Annotated in this window: 15 protein-coding genes and 1 tRNA gene; 8 read left to right on the forward strand and 8 right to left on the reverse strand. The window is 69.7% G+C overall.

The features are described from left to right. Window positions 1-30 precede the first annotated feature (30 nt). The gene (locus tag E6P78_RS17875) at window positions 31-1,818 is read right to left on the reverse strand and encodes a glycoside hydrolase family 35 protein (RefSeq protein ID WP_136204597.1); all 1,788 of its coding nucleotides are present in this window, start codon (window positions 1,816-1,818) and stop codon (window positions 31-33) included. A gap of 146 nt (window positions 1,819-1,964) precedes the next feature. On the opposite strand from E6P78_RS17875, the gene E6P78_RS17880 reads away from it, so the two are divergent. From E6P78_RS17880 to E6P78_RS17900, 5 genes are all read left to right on the forward strand, one after another. Then, on the forward strand, window positions 1,965-2,843 hold the full coding sequence (locus E6P78_RS17880) for an AraC family transcriptional regulator (protein ID WP_136204598.1): 879 nt from the start codon (window positions 1,965-1,967) through the stop codon (window positions 2,841-2,843). A 25-nt stretch (window positions 2,844-2,868) separates the two neighbouring features. Next, window positions 2,869-3,186 carry a chorismate mutase gene (locus E6P78_RS17885; RefSeq protein ID WP_136204599.1) on the forward strand — a complete coding sequence of 106 codons (318 nt, stop codon included), beginning with the start codon at window positions 2,869-2,871 and terminating at the stop codon, window positions 3,184-3,186. Window positions 3,187-3,258: 72 nt separating this feature from the next. After that, window positions 3,259-5,799 carry an aminopeptidase N gene (gene pepN, locus E6P78_RS17890; protein ID WP_136204600.1) on the forward strand — a complete coding sequence of 847 codons (2,541 nt, stop codon included), beginning with the start codon at window positions 3,259-3,261 and terminating at the stop codon, window positions 5,797-5,799. Between the two features lie 247 nt (window positions 5,800-6,046). Continuing rightward, window positions 6,047-7,450 carry an aminotransferase class V-fold PLP-dependent enzyme gene (locus E6P78_RS17895; protein ID WP_136204601.1) on the forward strand — a complete coding sequence of 468 codons (1,404 nt, stop codon included), beginning with the start codon at window positions 6,047-6,049 and terminating at the stop codon, window positions 7,448-7,450. Next, window positions 7,447-8,850, forward strand: coding sequence for a SidA/IucD/PvdA family monooxygenase (locus E6P78_RS17900; protein ID WP_136204602.1), 1,404 nt, complete (start codon window positions 7,447-7,449; stop codon window positions 8,848-8,850). Before E6P78_RS17895 ends, E6P78_RS17900 begins: the two co-directional genes overlap by 4 nt. Window positions 8,851-8,932: 82 nt before the next feature. On the opposite strand, the gene E6P78_RS17905 is transcribed toward E6P78_RS17900, so the two are convergent. After that, the gene (locus E6P78_RS17905) at window positions 8,933-10,744 is read right to left on the reverse strand and encodes a 5'-nucleotidase C-terminal domain-containing protein (protein ID WP_136204603.1); all 1,812 of its coding nucleotides are present in this window, start codon (window positions 10,742-10,744) and stop codon (window positions 8,933-8,935) included. A 285-nt stretch (window positions 10,745-11,029) separates the two neighbouring features. Here E6P78_RS17905 and E6P78_RS17910 point away from each other — a divergent pair, with 285 nt between their 5' ends. After that, complete coding sequence (locus E6P78_RS17910) at window positions 11,030-11,725, forward strand: SIMPL domain-containing protein (RefSeq protein WP_136204604.1); 696 nt, start codon at window positions 11,030-11,032, stop codon at window positions 11,723-11,725. Window positions 11,726-11,870: 145 nt separating this feature from the next. Next, window positions 11,871-13,304: a pyruvate kinase gene (gene pyk, locus E6P78_RS17915; protein WP_136204605.1), complete on the forward strand. Its 1,434-nt coding sequence runs from the start codon at window positions 11,871-11,873 to the stop codon at window positions 13,302-13,304. 10 nt (window positions 13,305-13,314) lie between these two features. Here the strand turns inward: pyk and E6P78_RS17920 are convergent, their stop codons facing one another. Next, window positions 13,315-14,094 (reverse strand): helix-turn-helix domain-containing protein, encoded by a 780-nt coding sequence (locus E6P78_RS17920; RefSeq protein WP_136204606.1) that lies wholly within the window; start codon window positions 14,092-14,094, stop codon window positions 13,315-13,317. A gap of 111 nt (window positions 14,095-14,205) precedes the next feature. Continuing rightward, window positions 14,206-14,278, reverse strand: a tRNA-Leu gene (locus E6P78_RS17925). 100 nt (window positions 14,279-14,378) lie between these two features. On the opposite strand from E6P78_RS17925, the gene E6P78_RS17930 reads away from it, so the two are divergent. Beyond that, window positions 14,379-15,029 carry a response regulator gene (locus E6P78_RS17930; RefSeq protein ID WP_136204607.1) on the forward strand — a complete coding sequence of 217 codons (651 nt, stop codon included), beginning with the start codon at window positions 14,379-14,381 and terminating at the stop codon, window positions 15,027-15,029. A 63-nt stretch (window positions 15,030-15,092) separates the two neighbouring features. On the opposite strand, the gene E6P78_RS17935 is transcribed toward E6P78_RS17930, so the two are convergent. The 4 genes from E6P78_RS17935 to E6P78_RS17950 are packed head-to-tail and all read right to left on the reverse strand — an operon-like array spanning window position 15,093 to window position 19,481. Next, a complete protein-coding gene (locus tag E6P78_RS17935) occupies window positions 15,093-15,809 on the reverse strand; it encodes an ABC transporter ATP-binding protein (RefSeq protein ID WP_136204608.1) in 717 nt (238 codons plus the stop codon). Then, window positions 15,806-16,756 (reverse strand): ABC transporter ATP-binding protein, encoded by a 951-nt coding sequence (locus E6P78_RS17940; protein ID WP_136204609.1) that lies wholly within the window; start codon window positions 16,754-16,756, stop codon window positions 15,806-15,808. The genes E6P78_RS17935 and E6P78_RS17940 overlap by 4 nt, the downstream gene beginning before the upstream one ends. Window positions 16,757-16,761: 5 nt before the next feature. After that, the gene (locus tag E6P78_RS17945; RefSeq protein WP_136204610.1) at window positions 16,762-18,546 is read right to left on the reverse strand and encodes a branched-chain amino acid ABC transporter permease; all 1,785 of its coding nucleotides are present in this window, start codon (window positions 18,544-18,546) and stop codon (window positions 16,762-16,764) included. Window positions 18,547-18,551: 5 nt separating this feature from the next. Beyond that, entirely contained in the window at window positions 18,552-19,481 is a 930-nt protein-coding gene (locus tag E6P78_RS17950) for a branched-chain amino acid ABC transporter permease (protein WP_136204611.1), read from the reverse strand. Window positions 19,482-19,556 lie beyond the last annotated feature (75 nt).

A 19,556-nucleotide genomic window follows, 5' to 3' on the forward strand; every position in this document is an offset into this window, starting at 1 on the left:
TGTAGACCGGGGCGGGCGGGCCCGGGGCTGTCAGCCGCCCGTGCGCACGGGCAACCCCGGGCCCAGCTCCACGTACGGCGCGCCCGCGCCCTCCGTCTCCAGCACCCACACCTCGTTGGCACCGACCCGCAGCACGGGCCCCGGCACGTACAGCGTCCGCTGCGGGCCCACCGACCAGTAGCGCCCGAGGCATAAGCCGTTCACCCAGACGAACCCGCGCGTCCAGCCGGGGAGCTCCAGACCGGCGTGATCCGTGCCGTGCGCGTCCGCGATCTCGAACGTGCCCCGGTACAGGCCCGTCCCGCCGGACCCGTCGACCGGTGCGAACGGGACGCCCGCCACCGCGCCCGGCTCGTCGAACGCGTCGAGCCGGAGCCCCCGCGCCCGCACCCCGTGCAGGTACTGGCGCTCGTGCAGCACGCCCCCGGTGATCCCCTTCGGCTCGCCCAGGCGCGGCCCGTAGTTGACCCGGCCCAGCGACTCCACCCACAGCTCCACATCGGCGGGCCCGGCCACCGGCTCCGCCAGGTCCGCCGCCTCCTCGCTCAGGACGCCCCGGCGCACCCCGTCCACGTACACCACGGCCCGGTCCCGCAGCCCCGAGACGCCCAGGGTGTACGGGCGGCGCGGACCCGGCACGGCGACCCGGTAGCGCACCAGGCCCCGGTCGACCCCCAGCTCCTCGAACGTGGGCGGCACCCCGCACTCCGCCGACTCCTCGTCGCCCAGCGCCTCCAGCACGGCGGGCAGCGGCGCCCACTCGGCCAGCTCCGCCCGCACCGGGGCCTTCGGCCCGACCGGCTCGGGCGGCAGCGGGGGCAACGGCCCGTCCGCGTACGCGGCAAGGACCTCACGGAACAGGCGGAACTTCTCCGTGGCCCGGCCGTACTCGTCGATCGGCGCGTCGTAGTCGTACGACGTCACCGTCGGCCGCAGCTCCCGGTCCTGGAGCGGACCCGAGCGGTTGGCGCCCGCCCAGCCGGCGAAGTTCGTGCCGCCGTGCGCCATGTAGATGTTCACCGAGGCCCCGCACTCCAGGATCTCCGCCAGCGCGCCGGCGGCCTGCGCCGGGTCACGCACGACCGGCGGCGCACCCCAGTGCTCGAACCAGCCGCACCAGAACTCCATGCACATCAGCGGGCCCGTCGCCTGATGGCGGCGCAGCACCCGGAACGCCTCACGGGCGCCCGAGCCGAAGTTCGCCGTGGCGAGCAGACCGGGCACCGAACCACCGGTGAGCATGTGGTCCTCCGGCCCGTCCGAGGTGAACAGCGGCACGCCCACCCCGAACTCGCCCAGCATGTCGGCCACCCGGCGCAGATAGACCTCGTCGGTGCCGTAACTCCCGTACTCGTTCTCCGCCTGCACCATGATCACCGGGCCGCCGCGGCCGATCCGGCGCTCCGCGACCTGCGGCAGCAGCGCGGCGAACCAGGAGCGCACCGCGTCGAGATAGTCCTCGTCCCGGGTCCGCACCCGCCGCCCGAACCGCCCGGTCACCCAGGCGGGCAGACCGCCGTTCTCCCACTCGGCGCAGATGTAGGGCCCCGGGCGCACGATCGCCCACAGGCCGGCCCGGTGCGCCGCGTCCAGGAACCGGCCCAGCGCCCCGACGTCCCGGAAGCGGCCGGGCCGGGGCTCGTGCAGGTTCCACGGGACGTACGTCTCCACGCAGTTCAGGCCCATCGCCCGCAGCATCGACAACCGGTGGTCCCACTGGGCCTCGTGCACCCGGAAGTAGTGCAGGGCCCCCGACAGCAGCCGTACGGGCCTCCCGTCGATCCGGAAGCCGTCGTCCCCCACGGTGAAGTCAGCCATCGTGCTCGTTCTCTCCTGTGCGCGGAATGTCTCGGCCCAGCCTCACCCCTGGCGTGCGGCCGGTCCATGGACAAAGATCATGGCTGTTTGGACGCAGCGCCCGTACCCGTGCGGCGCACGACGCGAGGACCGGGGAGTGAAGGCCGATGTACCACACCTGGATGCGCTTCTTCACCCCGAGCCCGCTCCACCACCGCCTCGGCCTGGTCTGCCTCGGGGTCGGCCTCCAGCACGGCACGCTGCCGACCGTGGGCCCGCGCACCCTCGACCACCACGTGGCCGTCGTCATCAACTCCGGCAGCGGGTGGTTCGCCGGGTCCGACGGGCGCCGCGTGCCCGTGACCGCGCCCAGCCTGATCTGGCTGACCCCGGGCACCCCGCACCACTACGGCGCCGACCCGGCGACCGGCTGGGACGAGAGCTTCGTCGACTTCACCGGGCCCGCCACCGCCACGTACACCGAGCTCGGCTACATCGAGCCGGACCGCCCCCTGGTCCCGCTCTCCGACACCGCCGCCCCGCGCGCCGCGGTCGGCCGCATGGTCCGGGCGGCCCGCCGCGGCAACCCGCTGCTGGAGGTGGAGACCGGGGCCGCCGTGCACGAACTCCTCGTCGCGCTGCGCAGGGCCCGCGCCGACGTCGGACCGGACGGCGACCCGGTCCTCCAGGCCCTGGCCCGCGACGCCTTCCAGCCGCTGTCGGTGGCCGAGCACGCCGCCCGGCACGGCATGACCTCCGCCGAGCTGCGTACGGCGGTGCGCCGGGGCGCGGGGTGCAGCCCGAAGGACTACCTCCTGGGCATCCGGCTCGGCCGCGCCAAGGAACTCCTCGCCACCGGAGACCTGCCGGTCGCGGCCGTCGCCCGCCGCGTCGGCTACGACGACCCGGCGTACTTCTCACGCCTGTTCGCCCGCCGCGTGGGCATGGCCCCGGTCCGCTTCCGCGAACAGCAGGGCCGCAGCGTGCCGGGCGGCTGGAGCGACCGGGTACCCGACCCGCAGCACCCGCCGACGATCACCCCGTAGCCCTGTCCGTCTAAGCTCGCTGACCATGACCACGAGCGACATCGACGACTCCGTACGCGTCGAACTGAACCGGCTGCGCCAGAGCATCGACAACATCGACGCGGCCGTCGTCCACATGCTGGCCGAACGCTTCAAGTGCACCCAGCAGGTCGGCCACCTCAAGGCCGCCCACCAGCTGCCCCCGGCCGACCCGGCCCGCGAGGCCCGCCAGATCGCCCGCCTGCGCGAACTCGCGGAGAGCGCCCACCTGGACCCGGCCTTCGCCGAGAAGCTGCTGAACTTCATCGTCGCCGAGGTCATCCGCCACCACGAACGCATCGCGGAGGAGTCGGTGAAGCCGTAGCCCCCGGCTCCCGACGCCGCCCCCGCCCGGTCCCGCCTGCACACCGCCCCGCCCATACGGCAGCATGTCCCCATGTCCGTACTGACGCGCGACGAAGCGCAGGCCCGAGCCCAGATCCTCGATGTACAGCGATACACGGTCGAACTCGATCTCACCGCGGGGGAGGAGACCTTCGACTCCCGAACCGTGATCGAGTTCACCGCCCGCACGGCCGGTGACACGTTCATCGAGCTCAAGCCCGCGGCCCTGCGCTCCATCAGCCTGGACGGGCAGCCGCTCGACCCCGCGGACCTCACCGAGAACCGGTACCCCCTGAGCGGCCTCGCCGCCGGTTCCCACGAGCTGCGCGTCGACGCCGCGATGAACTACTCGCGCACCGGCGAAGGCATGCACCGCTTCACCGACCCCAGCGACAACGAGACGTACGTCTACACCCAGCTGTTCATGGAGGACGTCCAGCGCGTCTTCGCCGCGTTCGACCAGCCCGACCTGAAGTCCGTCTTCGCCCTCACCGTCACCGCCCCCGAAGGCTGGACCGTCCTCGGCAACGGGATCGCCGAACACACCGGCGACGGCCGCTGGACCCTCGCCCCCACACCGCCGCTCTCCACCTACCTCGTCGCCGTCGCCGCCGGACCCTGGCACTCCGTGACCACCGAGCACGCCGGCCTGCCCTTCGGCATCCACTGCCGCCGGTCCCTCGCCCCCCACCTCGACGCCGACGCCGACGAAATCCTCGGCATCACCCGCGCCTGCTTCGACCGGTTCCAGGAGAAGTTCGACGAGCCCTACCCGTTCGACTCCTACGACCAGGCGTTCGTCCCCGAATTCAACGCCGGCGCCATGGAGAACCCCGGCCTCGTCACCTTCCGCGACGAGTACGTCTACCGCTCCGCCGTCACCGACACCGAACGCCAGACCCGCGGCGTGGTCATCGCCCACGAAATGGCCCACATGTGGTTCGGCGACCTCGTCACCCTCGCCTGGTGGGACGACATCTGGCTCAACGAGTCCTTCGCCGAGTACATGGGCTACCAGACCCTCGCCGAAGCCACCCTTCCCCAAGCCCCCAACCCCGCACGAGCAGGGGAGACCCCGTTCCCCGACACCTGGGTCGACTTCGGCGTCGCCCGCAAGGGCTGGGGCTACGACGCCGACCAGCGCCCCTCCACCCACCCCGTCGCCCCCGACCCCGCCGACGTCCCCGACACCGCCTCCGCCCTCCTCAACTTCGACGGCATCTCCTACGCCAAGGGCGCCTCCGCCCTGCGCCAACTCGTCGCCTGGCTCGGCGAGAAGGACTTCCTCGCGGGCATCAACACGCACTTCGCCCGCCACAAGTTCGCCAACGCCACCCTCGCCGACTTCATCGACAACCTCGCCTCCGCCACCGACCGCGACGTCCACGGCTGGGCCGACCAGTGGCTGCGCACCACCGGGATCGACACCCTCACCGCACACACCACCGAGACCGACACCACCTGGTCCCTCACCGTCGACCACCACGGCACCCGCCCCCACCGCATCACCGTCGGCGCCTACGACCACACCCTCGACACCCAGCACGGCCCCACCCCCCTCGTCCTGCGCGAACGCTTCGACACCGGCATCCCCGGGGACACCCCCGTCACCCGCCCCGGCCGCCGCCCCGCCCTCGTCGTCCTCAACGACCAAGACCTCACCTACGCCAAGATCCGCCTCGACCCGGACTCCTGGAACACCGTCCTGGACAGCCTCTCCGGCATCCCCGACGCCCTCACCCGCGCCGTGATCTGGAACGCCGCCCGCGACATGGTCCGCGACGGCGAACTCGCCCCCAGCACCTACCTCGAAGCCGCCCGCGCCCACCTCCCGTACGAGACCGACCTCGCCCTCCTCCAAGGCGTCCTCACCTTCGCCGACACCCGGGCCGCCGGCCGCTACACCACCCCCGAGGACCGGCCCGCCGCCCTCGCCACCCTCACCGCCCTGTGCCGCGACCTCATCCGCCGCACCGAGGACGGCACCCACCCCGGCCTCCGCCTCACCGCCGTACGCCACCTCATCGACGCCACCACCCAGCCCGACACCATCCAGGCATGGCTCGCCGACGACACCGTCCCCGGCGGACCCGAACTCGACCCCGAACTGCGCTGGCGCATCCTCACCCGCCTCGCCGTCCTCGGCGCCACCGACGAAACCGCCATCGCCGCCGCCCTCGAAGCCGACCCCAGCGCCACCGGCCAGGAAGGCGCCGCCCGCTGCCGCGCCGCCCTGCCCACCCCCGACGCCAAAGCCGCCGCCTGGCACGCCATGTTCAGCGACGACAGCCTCTCCAACTACCTGTTCACCGCCACCGCCCAAGGCTTCTGGCAACCCGAACACACCGACCTCGTACGCGCATACGTGCCCCGCTACTACCCCGACGCCGCCCAACTCGCCGTCCGCCGCGGCCCCGCCATCGCCGAAGCAGCCGGAACCCACGCCTTCCCCGTCCACGCCATCGACGCCGACAGCCTCCGCCTCGGCGAAGAAGCCCTCACCGACCAAGCCCTCACCCCCGCCCTGCGCCGCAAACTCACCGACCAGATCGACGACCTGCGCCGCGCCCTGACCGTACGCAACGCCCACTGACCCAACCCGCACACCCACCCGTGCCCGGCCCACCCCTCACCACCGAGGAGCAGGCCGGGCACACCCGTACAACAGCACCCCCATACCACCCCGCCCCCCGACAGCCCGCGCCCAATCGCACCGGTCACCCTTTCGAGTTCAGATCACCCGGCTCCCCGGACGCGCCACCCGAAACCCGGACAAGCTGGCATGCACACCCATGCCCGCACACCACCCACCCACGCGCGCCCGAAGGACCAACCACCCCATGCCCACCCCGCCCCTCGCCGGGTCCACCACCGGACCCACCGCGCTGCGCCCCCTCCTCGACACCGTCCTCACCGCACTGACCGAAGGCGCCCGCCGCCGCGACGGCCCCCTCCCCGCAGGCGGACCCGACACCGTCACCCCCCGCATGCGCACCGCCCTCACCCCCCTCATCCCCGACCAGGGAACCGGCCCCCACCACGCCCTCGCCACCGTCGTCCAAGCCCTCACCGAAGGCACCGCCGACCCCGCCGACCCCCTCTGCGCCGCCCACCTCCACACCCCGCCCCTCGCCCTCGCCGCAGCCGCCGACCTCGCCGCCTCAGCCCTCAACCCCTCCATGGACTCCTGGGACCAGGCCCCCGCCGCCTCCACCCTCGAAGCCGACACCACCGCCGCGCTCGCCGCCGAGATCTACCCCCACCACCCCGCACCCGACGCCGTCATCACCACCGGCGGCACCGAGGCCAACCAACTCGCCCTCCTCCTCGCCCGCGAACGCCACGGCCCCGTCCAGACCATCACCGGCGCCAACGCCCACCACAGCATCGCCCGCGCCGCCTGGCTCCTCGGCCTCCCCACACCCCTCACCGTCCCCGCCCCCACCGGCACCATCGACCTCCCCGCCCTCCACGACACCCTCATCCGCAACCAAGGACGCGGCCCCCTCCTCGTCACCGCCACCGCCGGCACCACCGACACCGGACAGATCGACCCCCTCACCGCCATCGCCGACCTCTGCACCCACCACGGCGCCGAACTCCACATCGACGCCGCCTACGGCGGACCCCTCCTCTTCAGCCCCACCCACCGCCACCACGTCGACGGCCTCGACCGCGCCGACAGCGTCACCCTCGACCTCCACAAACTCGGCTGGCAACCCGCATCCGCCGGCATCCTCGCCGTCCCCGACCGCCGCCACCTCCACCCCCTCCACCACCACGCCCCCTACCTCAACGCCGACGACGACACCGAAGCCGGCCTCCCCGACCTCCTCGGCCGCTCCCTGCGCACCACCCGCCGCCCCGACGCACTCAAGATCGCCATCACCCTCCGAGCACTCGGCCGCACCGGACTCGCCGACCTCATCGACCGCACCTGCGCCGCCGCCCACCACCTCGCCGACCTCATCACCCGCACCCCCACCCTCGACCTCTACGACCGCCCCACCATCAGCACCGTCCTCTTCCGCCCCACCGCCGCCGACGACCACACCGTCGCCACCATCCGCCGCACACTCCTCACCCGCGGCCACGCCGTACTCGGCCGCACCCACGCCCACGACCGCCTCTGGCTCAAGGTCACCCTCCTCAACCCCCACACCACCCCCGACGACCTCCGCCGCCTCCTCGACCTCGTCACCCACCTCACCACCGAACTCAAGGAAGGCAGCACCCTCCGATGACCGACCGGCCCACCCCCGACCCCCACCGGCCGCACGACCTCGTCGGCATCGGCATCGGCCCCTTCAACCTCTCCCTCGCCGCCCTCGCCCACGGCCTGACCACCCCCCTCACCACCGCCTTCTACGAACAACGCCCCGCCTTCCACTGGCACCCCGGACTCCTCATCGACGGCGCCACCCTCCAAGTCCCCTTCCTCGCCGACCTCGTCACCCTCGCCGACCCCACCAGCCCCTGGAGCTTCCTCAACTACCAACGCACCCAGGACCGCCTCTTCCCCTTCTACTTCGCCGAGCGCTTCCACATCCACCGCACCGAATACGACGCCTACTGCCGCTGGGTCAGCGACCAACTCCCCGGCCTCCACTTCGGCCACCAGGTCGACGCCGTCCGCTGGAACCCCCAAGCCGCCCACTTCGAAGTCGACTACACCCAACTCGACGCCCTCGGCGAAGCCGCATCACTCGGCCGCACCCACACCCGCCACATCGCCCTCGGCATCGGCACCGAACCCCACATCCCCGAACCCCTCAAACCCCTCGCCGACGCCACCACCGTCCCCGTCATCCACTCCGCCGACTACCTCCACCACCGCGAACGCCTCCTCACCGCCGACCACATCACCGTCATCGGATCGGGCCAGTCCGGCGCCGAGATCTTCCTCGACCTCCTCCGCGCCCGCCCCACAGGCAACGAAAAACTCCACTGGCTCGCCCGCACCCCCGCCTTCGCCCCCATGGAGTACTCCAAACTCGGCCTCGAACACTTCACCCCCGACTACACCCGCTACTTCCACGCACTCCCAGAACCCGCACGCGACGCCCTCCTCCCCCAGCAATGGCAGCTCCACAAAGGCATCGACCACGACACCATCACCGCCATCCACGACGAGCTCTACCGCCGCACCCTCCACGGCGGCTGGCCCGACGCCACCCTCACCCCCGGCGTAGCCGTACGAACCGCCGGCCGCGTCGCCAACACCCGCGTCGAACTCCACCTCGAACACACCCAACAAGGCACCCGCACCAGCCTCACCACCGACGCCGTCATCCTCGCCACCGGCTACCGCGAACGCCCCCTCGACCACATCCTCGACAACCTCACCCCCCACCTGCGCCGCGACACCTCCGGCCGCCCCCGCATCGACGACCACTACCGCCTCGACCTCGGCCCCGCCGTCACCGGCCACATCTACGTACAGAACGCCGAACGCCACACCCACGGCGTCGGAGCCCCCGACCTCGGCCTCGCCGCCTGGCGCAGCGCCACCATCCTCAACAACCTCACCGGCACCACCCCCTACCCCCTCCCACAACGCTCCGCCTTCACCACCTTCGGCCTCACCCAACCCACCATCCCCACCCAGAACCCCACCCCCGCCCCCCTCACCCGCAACAACTGACCACCCACACACACAGAAAAGGCGGCCGCCCCACCACCCGCACAGGGAAGAGGAACGACCGCCTCCAGCAAACCCGCAGCGATCAGAACACCGGCGTACCGCCCCGCGTCAGCCGCCAGTCCACCGAAGCGAACCGCGCACCGTCCACCGAACCCTTCGCCCGCACCCAGCCGATGATCGTGTTCCGGATCTCCTCCGAATTCGCCCACAACTGCTTCGCACCCGGAACATGCGGGAAATTGCCCCCACCACTCGCCCGGTAATTGTTCACCGCCAGCACGAACTGCGCCGCCGGATCGATCGCCTTCCCCCCGAACGACAGATTCACGATCCGCGAACCGGCAGGCTTCGCGATGTCGACCTCATACGTCAGACCCGACACCGCGTCATAGTTGTAATCCGGAGTGCCGTCCGCATTCGTCAACTTCTCCGGGTCCACCGGCGCACCCACCGCCGTCTGCACGTAATACCGCGCCGAGAACTCCAGATAGTCCAGAACCTGCGCCCCCGTCAACAACCGCGCCTCCAGCGTGTTCTCGAACGGATACAGACCCGCCGCATCCTTGATCGTCACATCCCCGGCCGGAATCCGCGCCGTACGCGAAAAACACGACGCCTGCGACAACACCGGCAGCTCCGCGTACTCACCACCGGCCAGCGCCTCCTTCACCGTCTCCGTCTGGACGACGTTGATCAGGTCGATGATCGGCTCGTCCTTCCACGCCGCCTCGGCCGTCGTCATCGCCGCCGTCGACGTCCCGATCACCTGGTTGACGTACGCCACGACCTTCTTGTGCTCACCCGTCAACAGCTTCGTGATCCTCGGGTCCTCCGCCGCCGTGTTCGAGTTCAGCACCCGGGAACCGGCCTTCTCGACCACCCAGCGCCCCTTCTCCCACACCACATCGAAGTCGAACAGCGTCAGCCGCTGCCCCCACTTCAACGGCTCCGAGAGCACGACCTTCTTCCCCGTCTTCTTGTTCTCCACGAAGTACTCGGGAATCTCCAGATGCGCGTGACCCACCAGAATCGCGTCGATCCCCGCCACCTGCTCCGCCACCAGACCCGCCGCGTTCTCCACATACGGAATCTGATCCCCGTACGACGACGTCCCGCTGTTACCCGAGTGCGCCGACACGATCACCACGTCCGCACCCATCGAACGCAGCCGCGGCACATACTTCGCCGCCTGCTCCTCCAGACCCGGGAAAACCATCTTCCCGCCCACATTCGCCTTGTCCCAGATCGCGATCCCCGGATTCGTCAGACCCAGGACCGCCACCTTCACATCCCGGCCGTGCGGAGTACGCAGCTTCTTGATGACATACGGCGCGAACGCCGGCCGCAACGTCTTCGCGTCCAGCGCGTTCGCCCCGAGCAGCGGGAAATCGCACTGCTCCTCGAACTTCCGCAACACCGGAATGCCGTAGTTGAACTCGTGGTTGCCCAACGCCGCCGCGTCGTAACCGATCGCGTTCATCGCCCGCGCCATCGGATGCACCGGCCCACGCTTCGCCGTGATCGGGTCGATCTTCGCGTAGTAGTACGAGAGCTGCGTGCCCTGGATCGTGTCACCCGCGTCGATCATCAACGTGTTGTGACGGCCCTTCTCCCGCCGCACCTGGTTCACCAGCGTCGAGATCTTCGCCAGACCGACGTCGTTGTGATCGCTGTCATCGAACTCCGCGTCGGTGAAGTAGTCCCAGTTGAAGACGTTCCCGTGCAGATCGGTCGTCCCCATCACGGTGAACGAATACCGCTTCTGCGGACGCCCGTGCCCATGACCCTGCCCCCGCCCGTGCGCCTGGGCCGGCGCCGCGGCACCACCCGCGATCACCGCACCCGCGCCGGCCGCGGCCGATGTCCCCAGGAACGTCCTTCGGTTCAGCGGCATCTCGTCTCCCACATCTCAGTTCTCTTGGTGCGAAGTTCCGTCATGCGCGGTTCTGTCCGCTCCGCTCACATATGACGCGCGTAGACAACAACCACACGCATGAGCGGACAACGCGCGTAGATAATCACCCACGCACCACCCCCGGCAACACCCCCGGCGCGTTTCCGCCCCATGACCACCCGTTGTCCCCCCGACGACCCCACGGAGACACACACGACCGCCACACACGACCGCCACACCCGGGCGCCACACACGACCGCCACACCCGGGTGCCACAGTGAACCCATGACCGACACCGCACAGCCCTACGGCACCCCCCACCAACCCCGCCTCGCCGTCCGAGGCGAAGCCCGCCTCGAAGTCGACCCCGAAACCGCCCACCTCTCCATCACCGTCACCGCCCGCGGCAAAGACCGCCGCACCGCCCTCGAAGACCTCACCCGCCGCAACACCACCGTCCTCGAACTCGCCCACAACTACGGGGACGCCATCGAACGACTCGAAACCGGCACCCTCTCCATCACCCCCGAACTCACCCAGCGCGGCCGCGACGAAAAGATCCGCGCCTACCACGGCCGCGTCCACATCACCGCCGTCCTCAACGACTTCACCGCCCTCGGCGAATTCATCACCCGCGCCGGCGACCTCGACATGACCCGCGTCGACGGCCCCTGGTGGGCCCTGCGCCCCACCTCACCCGCCCACGGCGAAGCCCGCCGCCAAGCCGTCCGCGAAGCCGTCCAGCGCGCCCGCGAATACGCCGCCGCCGTCGGCGCGGAACTCGCCGCCCTCGTGGAACTCGCCGACATCGGCGCGGAGCCCCCCGCCCCCGCCGCCTACGCCCAGCGCGGCGCCGCCGCCCTCGCGCTCGGAGGTTTCGCAGACGCCGATGACCCGCCCGCCCTCGACCTCGAACCCCAGCAGCAGACCGTCTACGCCCAGGTGAACGCCCGCTTCATCATGACCCCGCCGAAACTCTGAATTCCCGCCCCCGGCACGCCCCGGCACGCTCATCCGAGCGCGCCACCGCACAATTCAACACTTGTCAATAACCCTTCATTCAAAGCTCGTTGGGCAGTCATGCAGAGCCAATTACCTACCCATAGGTAAGGTCTAGGGTCGAACCATGCGCCGAGCCAAAATCGTTTGCACCCTGGGACCCGCCACCGACACATACGACCAGATCAAGGGCCTGGTCGAAGCGGGAATGGACATCGCCCGCCTCAACCTCAGCCACGGCACCTACGCCGAACACGAAGAGCGCTACCACCGCGTCCGCAAGGCGTCCGACGAAGCCCACCGCAGCGTCGGCATCCTCGCCGACCTTCAAGGCCCGAAGATCCGCCTCGGACGCTTCCGCGAAGGCCCCGTACTCCTTGAACGCGGCGACGACTTCACCATCACCGTCGAACCCATGGAAGGCGACCGCCACGCCTGCGGCACCACCTACAGCGGCCTCGCCGCCGACGTCACCCCCGGCGAACGCATCCTGATCGACGACGGCCGCGTCGCCCTCGAAGTCACCGAGGTCGACGGCCCCCGCGTCCGCACCACCGTGGTCGAGGGCGGCATGGTCTCCGACCACAAGGGGCTCAACCTCCCCGGGGTCGCCGTCTCCGTCCCCGCGCTCTCCGAGAAGGACATCGACGACCTCCGCTGGGCCATCCGCACGGGCGCCGACATCATCGCCCTCTCCTTCGTCCGCAGCGGACGCGACATCGAGGACGTCCACCGCGTGATGGACGAGGAGGGCCGCCGCCTCCCCGTCATCGCCAAGGTCGAGAAGCCCCAGGCCGTCGACAACATCGAGGACATCGTCGCCGCCTTCGACGGCATCATGGTCGCCCGCGGCGACCTCGGCGTCGAAATGCCGCTGGAGCAGGTCCCGATCGTCCAGAAGCGCGCGATCAAGCTCGCCAAGCGCAACGCGAAGCCGGTCATCGTCGCGACCCAGATGCTCGACTCGATGATCGACAACTCCCGGCCCACCCGCGCCGAGGCCTCCGATGTCGCCAACGCCGTCATCGACGGCACGGACGCGGTGATGCTCTCCGGCGAGACCAGCGTCGGCAAGTACCCCGTCGAGACGGTCCGCACGATGTCGCGCATCGTGGAGGCCGCCGAGGAGGACATCCTCGACAAGGGCCTCCCGCCCCTCACCGACCGCAACAAGCCCCGCACCCAGGGCGGCGCGGTGGCCCGCGCGGCGGCCGAGATGGGCGACTTCCTCGGCGCGAAGTTCCTGGTCGCGTTCACCCAGAGCGGCGACACGGTCAAGCGCCTCTCCCGCTACCGCTCGCCCATCCCCCTCCTGGCCTTCACCCCGGACCCGGCCACCCGCTCCCAGCTGAACCTGACGTGGGGCGTGGAGACGTTCCTCGGCCCGCACGTGGACTCGACGGACGCGATGGTCGCCCAGGTGGACGAGGAACTGCTGAAGATCGGCCGCTGCCAGAAGGGCGACGTGGTGGTGATCACGGCCGGCTCCCCGCCGGGGATGGCAGGCACGACGAACCTGGTACGCGTGCACCACATCGGCGAGGACGACAGCCCGAAGTAGGGCGGCGCGCTCAGTATTTCGGCCCGACGTGTGCATCCATGAGGGCGACGGATGCCCGTCGGGCTACGGAGATGTTGTACTTCTTGCCCGCGCGTGTGCAGTGCGTCCACTCGATGCCGAGCTTGTCGAGGGTGTCGGTGTAGAGCTGTCTGATGTCGTCCGAGACGTTGGTGAACCAGTACCGGGGGTACTCGTACTTCTTCTTCACGCCGCCGACCACCCTGGTTGTCCAGTTCATGGTCCGACAGCCGTCGGAGTGGACGAGGCCGCGGATGAAGTCCCAGGGGTGGGCGTCGACGATCTCCTGTTGCCAGGAGGTGAGGAGGATGGGGCGGTCGTGCTTCTTGCCGGGGCCGTGTTGAGGGAAGAGGCACGTCCAGTGCTGCGTGAAGGACTTGACTTCGACGCATCCATTTCTGTGGCGGCGCGCAGTGCGCGGCACAGGCATCACTCGGCGGATGGCCGACTCGGCTTCGTCGATCAGCCCTGGGTGCGCCTCGCCGCAGAAGATCGACAGGTGGTGCTGTTTCCGCTTTGAGATGATGTGGCCGTCGCCCAGGTAAAGGCCAAGCAGGTACGCGTAGGCGAGGCGATCGAATGCTCGGCCCGTACACATTGGGCAGTCGGTAGGCCGCTCGAATTGAATCCCGCGTTGCTTTCGATCCTCATGCAGCCACCAGCCGATTGTTCCGCGCGGCACCTTGAGCAGTTCCGCAACCGCACGGTTCGTGGTTCCGCTCCGCAAGAGGGCGAGTGCTTCGTCGCGTATTGACGGATTGTGCTGTTCCATGCGGCCGAGTCTTGTTCGACCTTCGCAGACTCGTGCCCGACTTGAGAGCGCGTTCATCAGCAAGGGTGAAGATCGCCAATATCCTGCGCAGCCTTAAAATCGAAGGAGAAGTGCCCCGAGTCGGATTCGAACCGACGCTGTATGGGTTTTGAATCCATGGCCTCTACCGCTGGGCTACCGGGGCCCCTTCGAAACGAAGGACGCGCGCGACCCTCCGTGCCTCAAACATACCGTAACTAGGTAGGCTCTTGGGAGCAGCACCCCTGTCTTGACCAAGGAGCCCCGTGACCACCCCCGAGTCGCCCCAGCCCGTCGCCGACGACGACAAGTCGCACGTCCCGCCGCTGACGACCCGCGTCGTCATCGCCGAGGACGAGGCGCTCATCCGCCTCGACCTCAAAGAGATGCTCGAAGAAGAGGGCTACTCGGTCGTCGGCGAGGCCGGGGACGGGCAGCAGGCCGTCGAGCTGGCCCGGGAGCACAAGCCGGACCTGGTCATCCTCGATGTGAAGATGCCGGTCCTCGACGGGATCTCCGCCGCCGAGAAGATCGCCGAGGAGTCCATCGCGCCGGTCCTCATGCTCACCGCGTTCTCGCAGCGCGACCTCGTGGAGCGGGCCCGGGACGCCGGGGCGATGGCGTACCTCGTGAAGCCGTTCAGCAAGAGCGACGTCGTACCGGCCATCGAGATGGCCGTCTCGCGGTTCTCCGAGCTGAAGGCGCTGGAGAGCGAGGTCGCGGACCTGGCGCAGCGGCTGGAGACGCGGAAGCTGGTGGACCGGGCGAAGAGCATTCTGCAGACGGATTACGGGCTGTCGGAGCCGGAGGCGTTCCGGTGGATTCAGAAGACGTCGATGGACCGCCGGCTGTCGATGCAGCAGCTCGCGGAGGCGTTGATCGAGGACGCCGAGGAGAAGAAGAAGGCCGCGGAGTAGGTTCCGTGGGACAGGGGAAAGGCCCGCGCCAGGAGGCGCGGGCCTTTCTCGTGCCGGTACGGCTCAGTCCTCGCCGAGGTACGCCTTGCGGACGGACTCGTCGTGGAGGAGGTCCGCTCCGGTGCCGGAGAGGACGATCTTGCCGATCTCCATGACGTGGCCCTGGTCCGCGAGGGACAGCGCGGCCTGGGCGTTCTGTTCGACCAGGAGGATCGTGGTGCCGGAGGACTTCAGCTCGACGATGGTCTCCATGATCTTCTGCATCATGATCGGGGAGAGGCCCATGGAGGGCTCGTCCAGCATGAGGAGCTTGGGCTGGGACATGAGCGCGCGGCCCATGGCGAGCATCTGCTGTTCGCCGCCGGAGAGGGTTCCGGCGGCCTGCTTGCGGCGTTCCCCGAGGATGGGGAAGAGGTCGTAGGCGCGCTGGACGTCCTTCTCGATGCCCGCCTTGTCGCTGCGGAGGTAGGCGCCGAGGAGGAGGTTCTCCGTGATCGTCAGCCGGGGGAAGATGTGGCGGCCCTCGGGGGAGTGGGCGAGGCCCAGGGAGACGATCTTGTGTGCGGGGACGTTGGTGAGCGGCTTGCCTTCGAAGAGGATGCGGCCGCCGAGCGGTTTGAGGAGCCCGGAGAGGGTGCGCAGGGTGGTGGTCTTGCCGGCGCCGTTGGTGCCGATGAGGGTGACGACCTGGCCGGTCTCGACGGTGAAGGAGATGCCCTTGACGGCTTCGATCTTGCCGTAGGCGACGCGGAGGTCCTCGACCTCCAGCAGTGCGGTCATCGGTTGTCCTCCTCTTCGGTGGGAGCGGTGGTGGTGGCGGGGGTTTCCTCGGCCGGGGCGGCCGGGGCGGCCGGGGCGGCCGCTTCCGGTGTCGCCGTGGCTTCCGCTTCCGCTTCGGCGGCTTCGACCTCCGCGACCTCTTCGGCGCCGGGGGCGCCTTCGAAGGGGGTGCCGAGGTAGGCGGCGATGACGCGTTCGTCGCTCTGGACGACGGAGGCGGTGCCTTCGACGAGCTTTTCGCCCTGGACGAGGCAGGCGACGCGGTCGCAGAGGTTGAAGATGAAGCGCATGTCGTGCTCGATGACGAGGACGGCGATGCCCTGGTCCCGGATGGCGAAGATGAGTTCTTCGGTGACGCGGGTTTCCTGGGGGTTCATGCCGGCGGTGGGCTCGTCCAGGAGGAGGAGTCCGGGGTCGCTGGCGAGTGCGCGGGCGATTTCGAGCTTGCGCTGGTCTCCGTAGGGGAGGTTGCGCGCGAGGTGGTCGGCCTTGTCCTGGAGGCCGATGAACGCGAGGAGTTCCATGGCGCGTTCGCGGCTGCCGTTCTCGGCCTTGGTGTAGCCGGGCAGGCGCAGGAGGGCGGAGAAGAGGCCTTCCTTGGTCCTGGTGTGGCGTCCGACGAGGACGTTTTCCAGGACGGTCATGTTGGCGAAGAGGCGGATGTTCTGGAAGGTGCGGGCGATGCCGGCCTTGGTGACGAGGTGGGGCTTGGGCGGCAGGACGGTGCCCTTGTAGCTGACCTTGCCTTCGGTGGGGACGTAGAGGCCGGTGAGGCAGTTGAAGAAGGTGGTCTTGCCGGCGCCGTTGGGGCCGATGAGGCCGACGATCTCGCCGGCGTTGACGGTGAGGTCGACGCCTCGTACGGCGGTGAGGCCGCCGAAGCGCATGGTGACTCCGCTGGCGTCCAGGACGGTCGTCGCGGTGGTGGCGGTGTTTGTGGTGGTCATGGTGGTTACGCCCCCGCCTTGGCGATGCCGGCGTCCGTCTCGTCGGACTTCCGGGGTTTGGGCACGTCGAGCTGGTCGGTCTCGTGGAATTCGAGTTGCTTCCTGCGGTCGGCGACCAGGCCCTCGGGGCGGAAGCGCATGAGGAGGACGAGCGCGATGCCGAAGAGGAAGAGCTGGTAGTCCTGCATGAACTGCAGCTTGGCCGGGATGAGGTAGAGCAGGGCGGCGCCGACGAAGGGTCCGCTGAGGGTTCCCATGCCGCCGAGGATGACGGCGGCGAGGAGGAACGCGGAGTTCGGGGGCACGGAGCCGGCGAACTGGTACTGCTCGGGTGTCACCGTGTAGTTGACGTGTGCCTGTACGGTGCCGGCGAGGCCGGCGAGCGTGGCGCCGAGGGCGAAGGCGAGCAGCTTGAGCCGGAAGGCGTTGATGCCCATGGCGGTGGCTGCGGTCTCGTCCTCGCGGATGGCGACCCAGGCGCGGCCGATGCGGGAGTCGCCGGAGCGGCGGAAGACGAGGACGACGACGGCGGTGACGACGAGCATCAGCAGGTAGTAGTTGGCCGGTCTGCTGAGGGTGAAGGGGCCGATGTCGTGGGTGAGTCCGAAGTCGATCCCGAAGAGGTTGAGGTCGGGGATGCTGGGGATGCCCTGGGAGCCGTTGGTGAGGTCGGGTCCGCTGTTGCCGTTGAGGTTGTTCACGGTGACGCGGAAGATCTCTCCGAAGCCGAGCGTGACGATGGCGAGGTAGTCGCCGCGCAGTCGCAGGGTCGGGGCGCCGATGAGGACGCCGAAGATCAGGGAGACCACGGCTCCGGTGAGGACGGCGGCCCAGAAGGGGAATTGGACGCCGATCGCGGAGAGGGGTGCGCCGGAGACGAGGGCGGCGGTGTAGGCGCCGACTCCGAGGAAGGCGACGTAGCCGAGGTCGAGGAGGCCGGCGAGGCCGACGACGACGTTCAGGCCGAGTGCGACGGTCGCGAAGATGAGGATGTTCGCGCCGATGAGGGCGTATTCCGCGGTGTTCTGGGTGAACGGGAAGCAGAAGGCCGCGACCAGGGCTGCGGTGAGGGTGACGTTGCGGTGCTTGGAGGTCAGCGCGGTGATGCGGGCGATGAGTCCGGCCCGGGTGAGCGCGGTGAACGCGAAGACCGCGGTGATGAGGAAGCCGATGAACTGTTCGGAGTCCTCGGTGGGGATGTCGATCCCGTAGGTGAAGATGTACAGCGCCAGGCCGAAGGCGGCGGCGATGACGAGGATCTCGGCCCAGGCGGGGAGGGCCTTGGCGCGGGGTGCCGAGGGGGCGGCGAGGCTGTTGCGGAAGCGCTGCCAGGTGTTCGGCTCGGGCCCGTCGGCGGGGAGTGGTGCGTCGCTGGGGAGTGCGAGGGAGGCGATGACGGCGACGAGTGCGCCGATGCCGCTGACCCAGGCTCCGGGTTCGAGGTTGACGACGCCGCCGAGCTCGTAGGAGATGGCGCCCATGGCGTAGCCGGTGGTGCCGAGGGTGGCGAGGGCGAGGAGGCGGACGGGGCTGTTGGTGCCGCCGGGGGTGAGCCAGCGGAGTCCGGGGATGCCGTATCCGGTGGCGGTGAACAGCAGGGTGAGGATGGCGCCGGTGAGGGTGAGGACCTGGAGGCCGCCGGGGTAGGCGGTGACGGTGAGGTCGCCGGGGAATTCGGAGGTCCAGGTCCAGGGGAGGAGGGTGCCGGCGAGTGCGGCGGCGGCGCCGGCGAGGGTGGCGATCCGGGCGATGGGCGCGGGGAGCGGGATGAGCGGGGTCTGGGTGGTCATCCGTATCACGCCCTGTCCGCGACGCGTTCGCCGAGCAGGCCTTGTGGCCGCAGCAGCAGGACGACGATGAGGAGGACGAAGGCCCACACGTCCTTCCAGGCGCCGCCGCCGAAGAGGTCCATGCCGGGGACGTCGCTCATGTAGCCGGTGGCGAGGGATTCGGCGACGCCGAGTACGACGCCGCCGAGCATGGCGCCGTAGATGTTGCCGATGCCGCCGAGTACGGCTGCGGTGAAGGCCTTGAGGCCCATGAGGAAGCCCATTTTGAAGCCGATCTGGCCGTTCTTGAGCCCGTAGGCGACGGCGGCGACGGCGGCGAACGCGGCACCGATGGCGAAGGCCATGACGATGATGCGGTCGGTGTTGATGCCCATGAGCTTGGCGGTGTCGGGGTCCTGCGAGGTGGCCTGCATGCCGCGGCCGGCGCGGGTCTTGGAGACGAAGAGCCCGAGGGCGATCATGCAGACGGGGGCGGAGATGAGGACGAAGAGGTCACCGCGCTGGACGTGGGCGCCGAAGATGTCGAAGGCCTCGCCCTTGAACTGGGGGAAGGGGCGGTCCTTGGTGGCGTTGGGGTACCACTTCCAGATGGCCTGCTGGAGGGCGAGGGAGAGTCCGATCGCGGTGATCAGCGGGGCGAGCCGGGGGGCGCTGCGCAGCGGCCGGTAGGCGAAGCGTTCGGCGGCGACGCTGACGGCGACGGAGCATATGACGCCGCCGATGATCATGAGGGGGACGATTGCGAGGAGGTTGGAGCCGGCCGGCATCCAGAGGTACACGGTGAGAGCTCCGAAGCCTCCGATCATGAAGATCTCGCCGTGGGCGAAGTTGATGAGCTGGATGATTCCGTAGACCATCGTGTAGCCGATCGCGATGAGTCCGTACATCGCGCCGAGGATGAGTCCATTGGCCAGCTGTTGCGGCAGTTCGTGCACCGCAGGGCCTCCGTGGAGTGGTTCGGATATGGCACCGCGCGGGAGTGCTCGTAGCGCTCCCGCGCGGTCTGGGGT

This window comes from Streptomyces sp. A0958 (genome assembly GCF_004795035.1).
GTDB lineage: Bacteria > Actinomycetota > Actinomycetes > Streptomycetales > Streptomycetaceae > Streptomyces.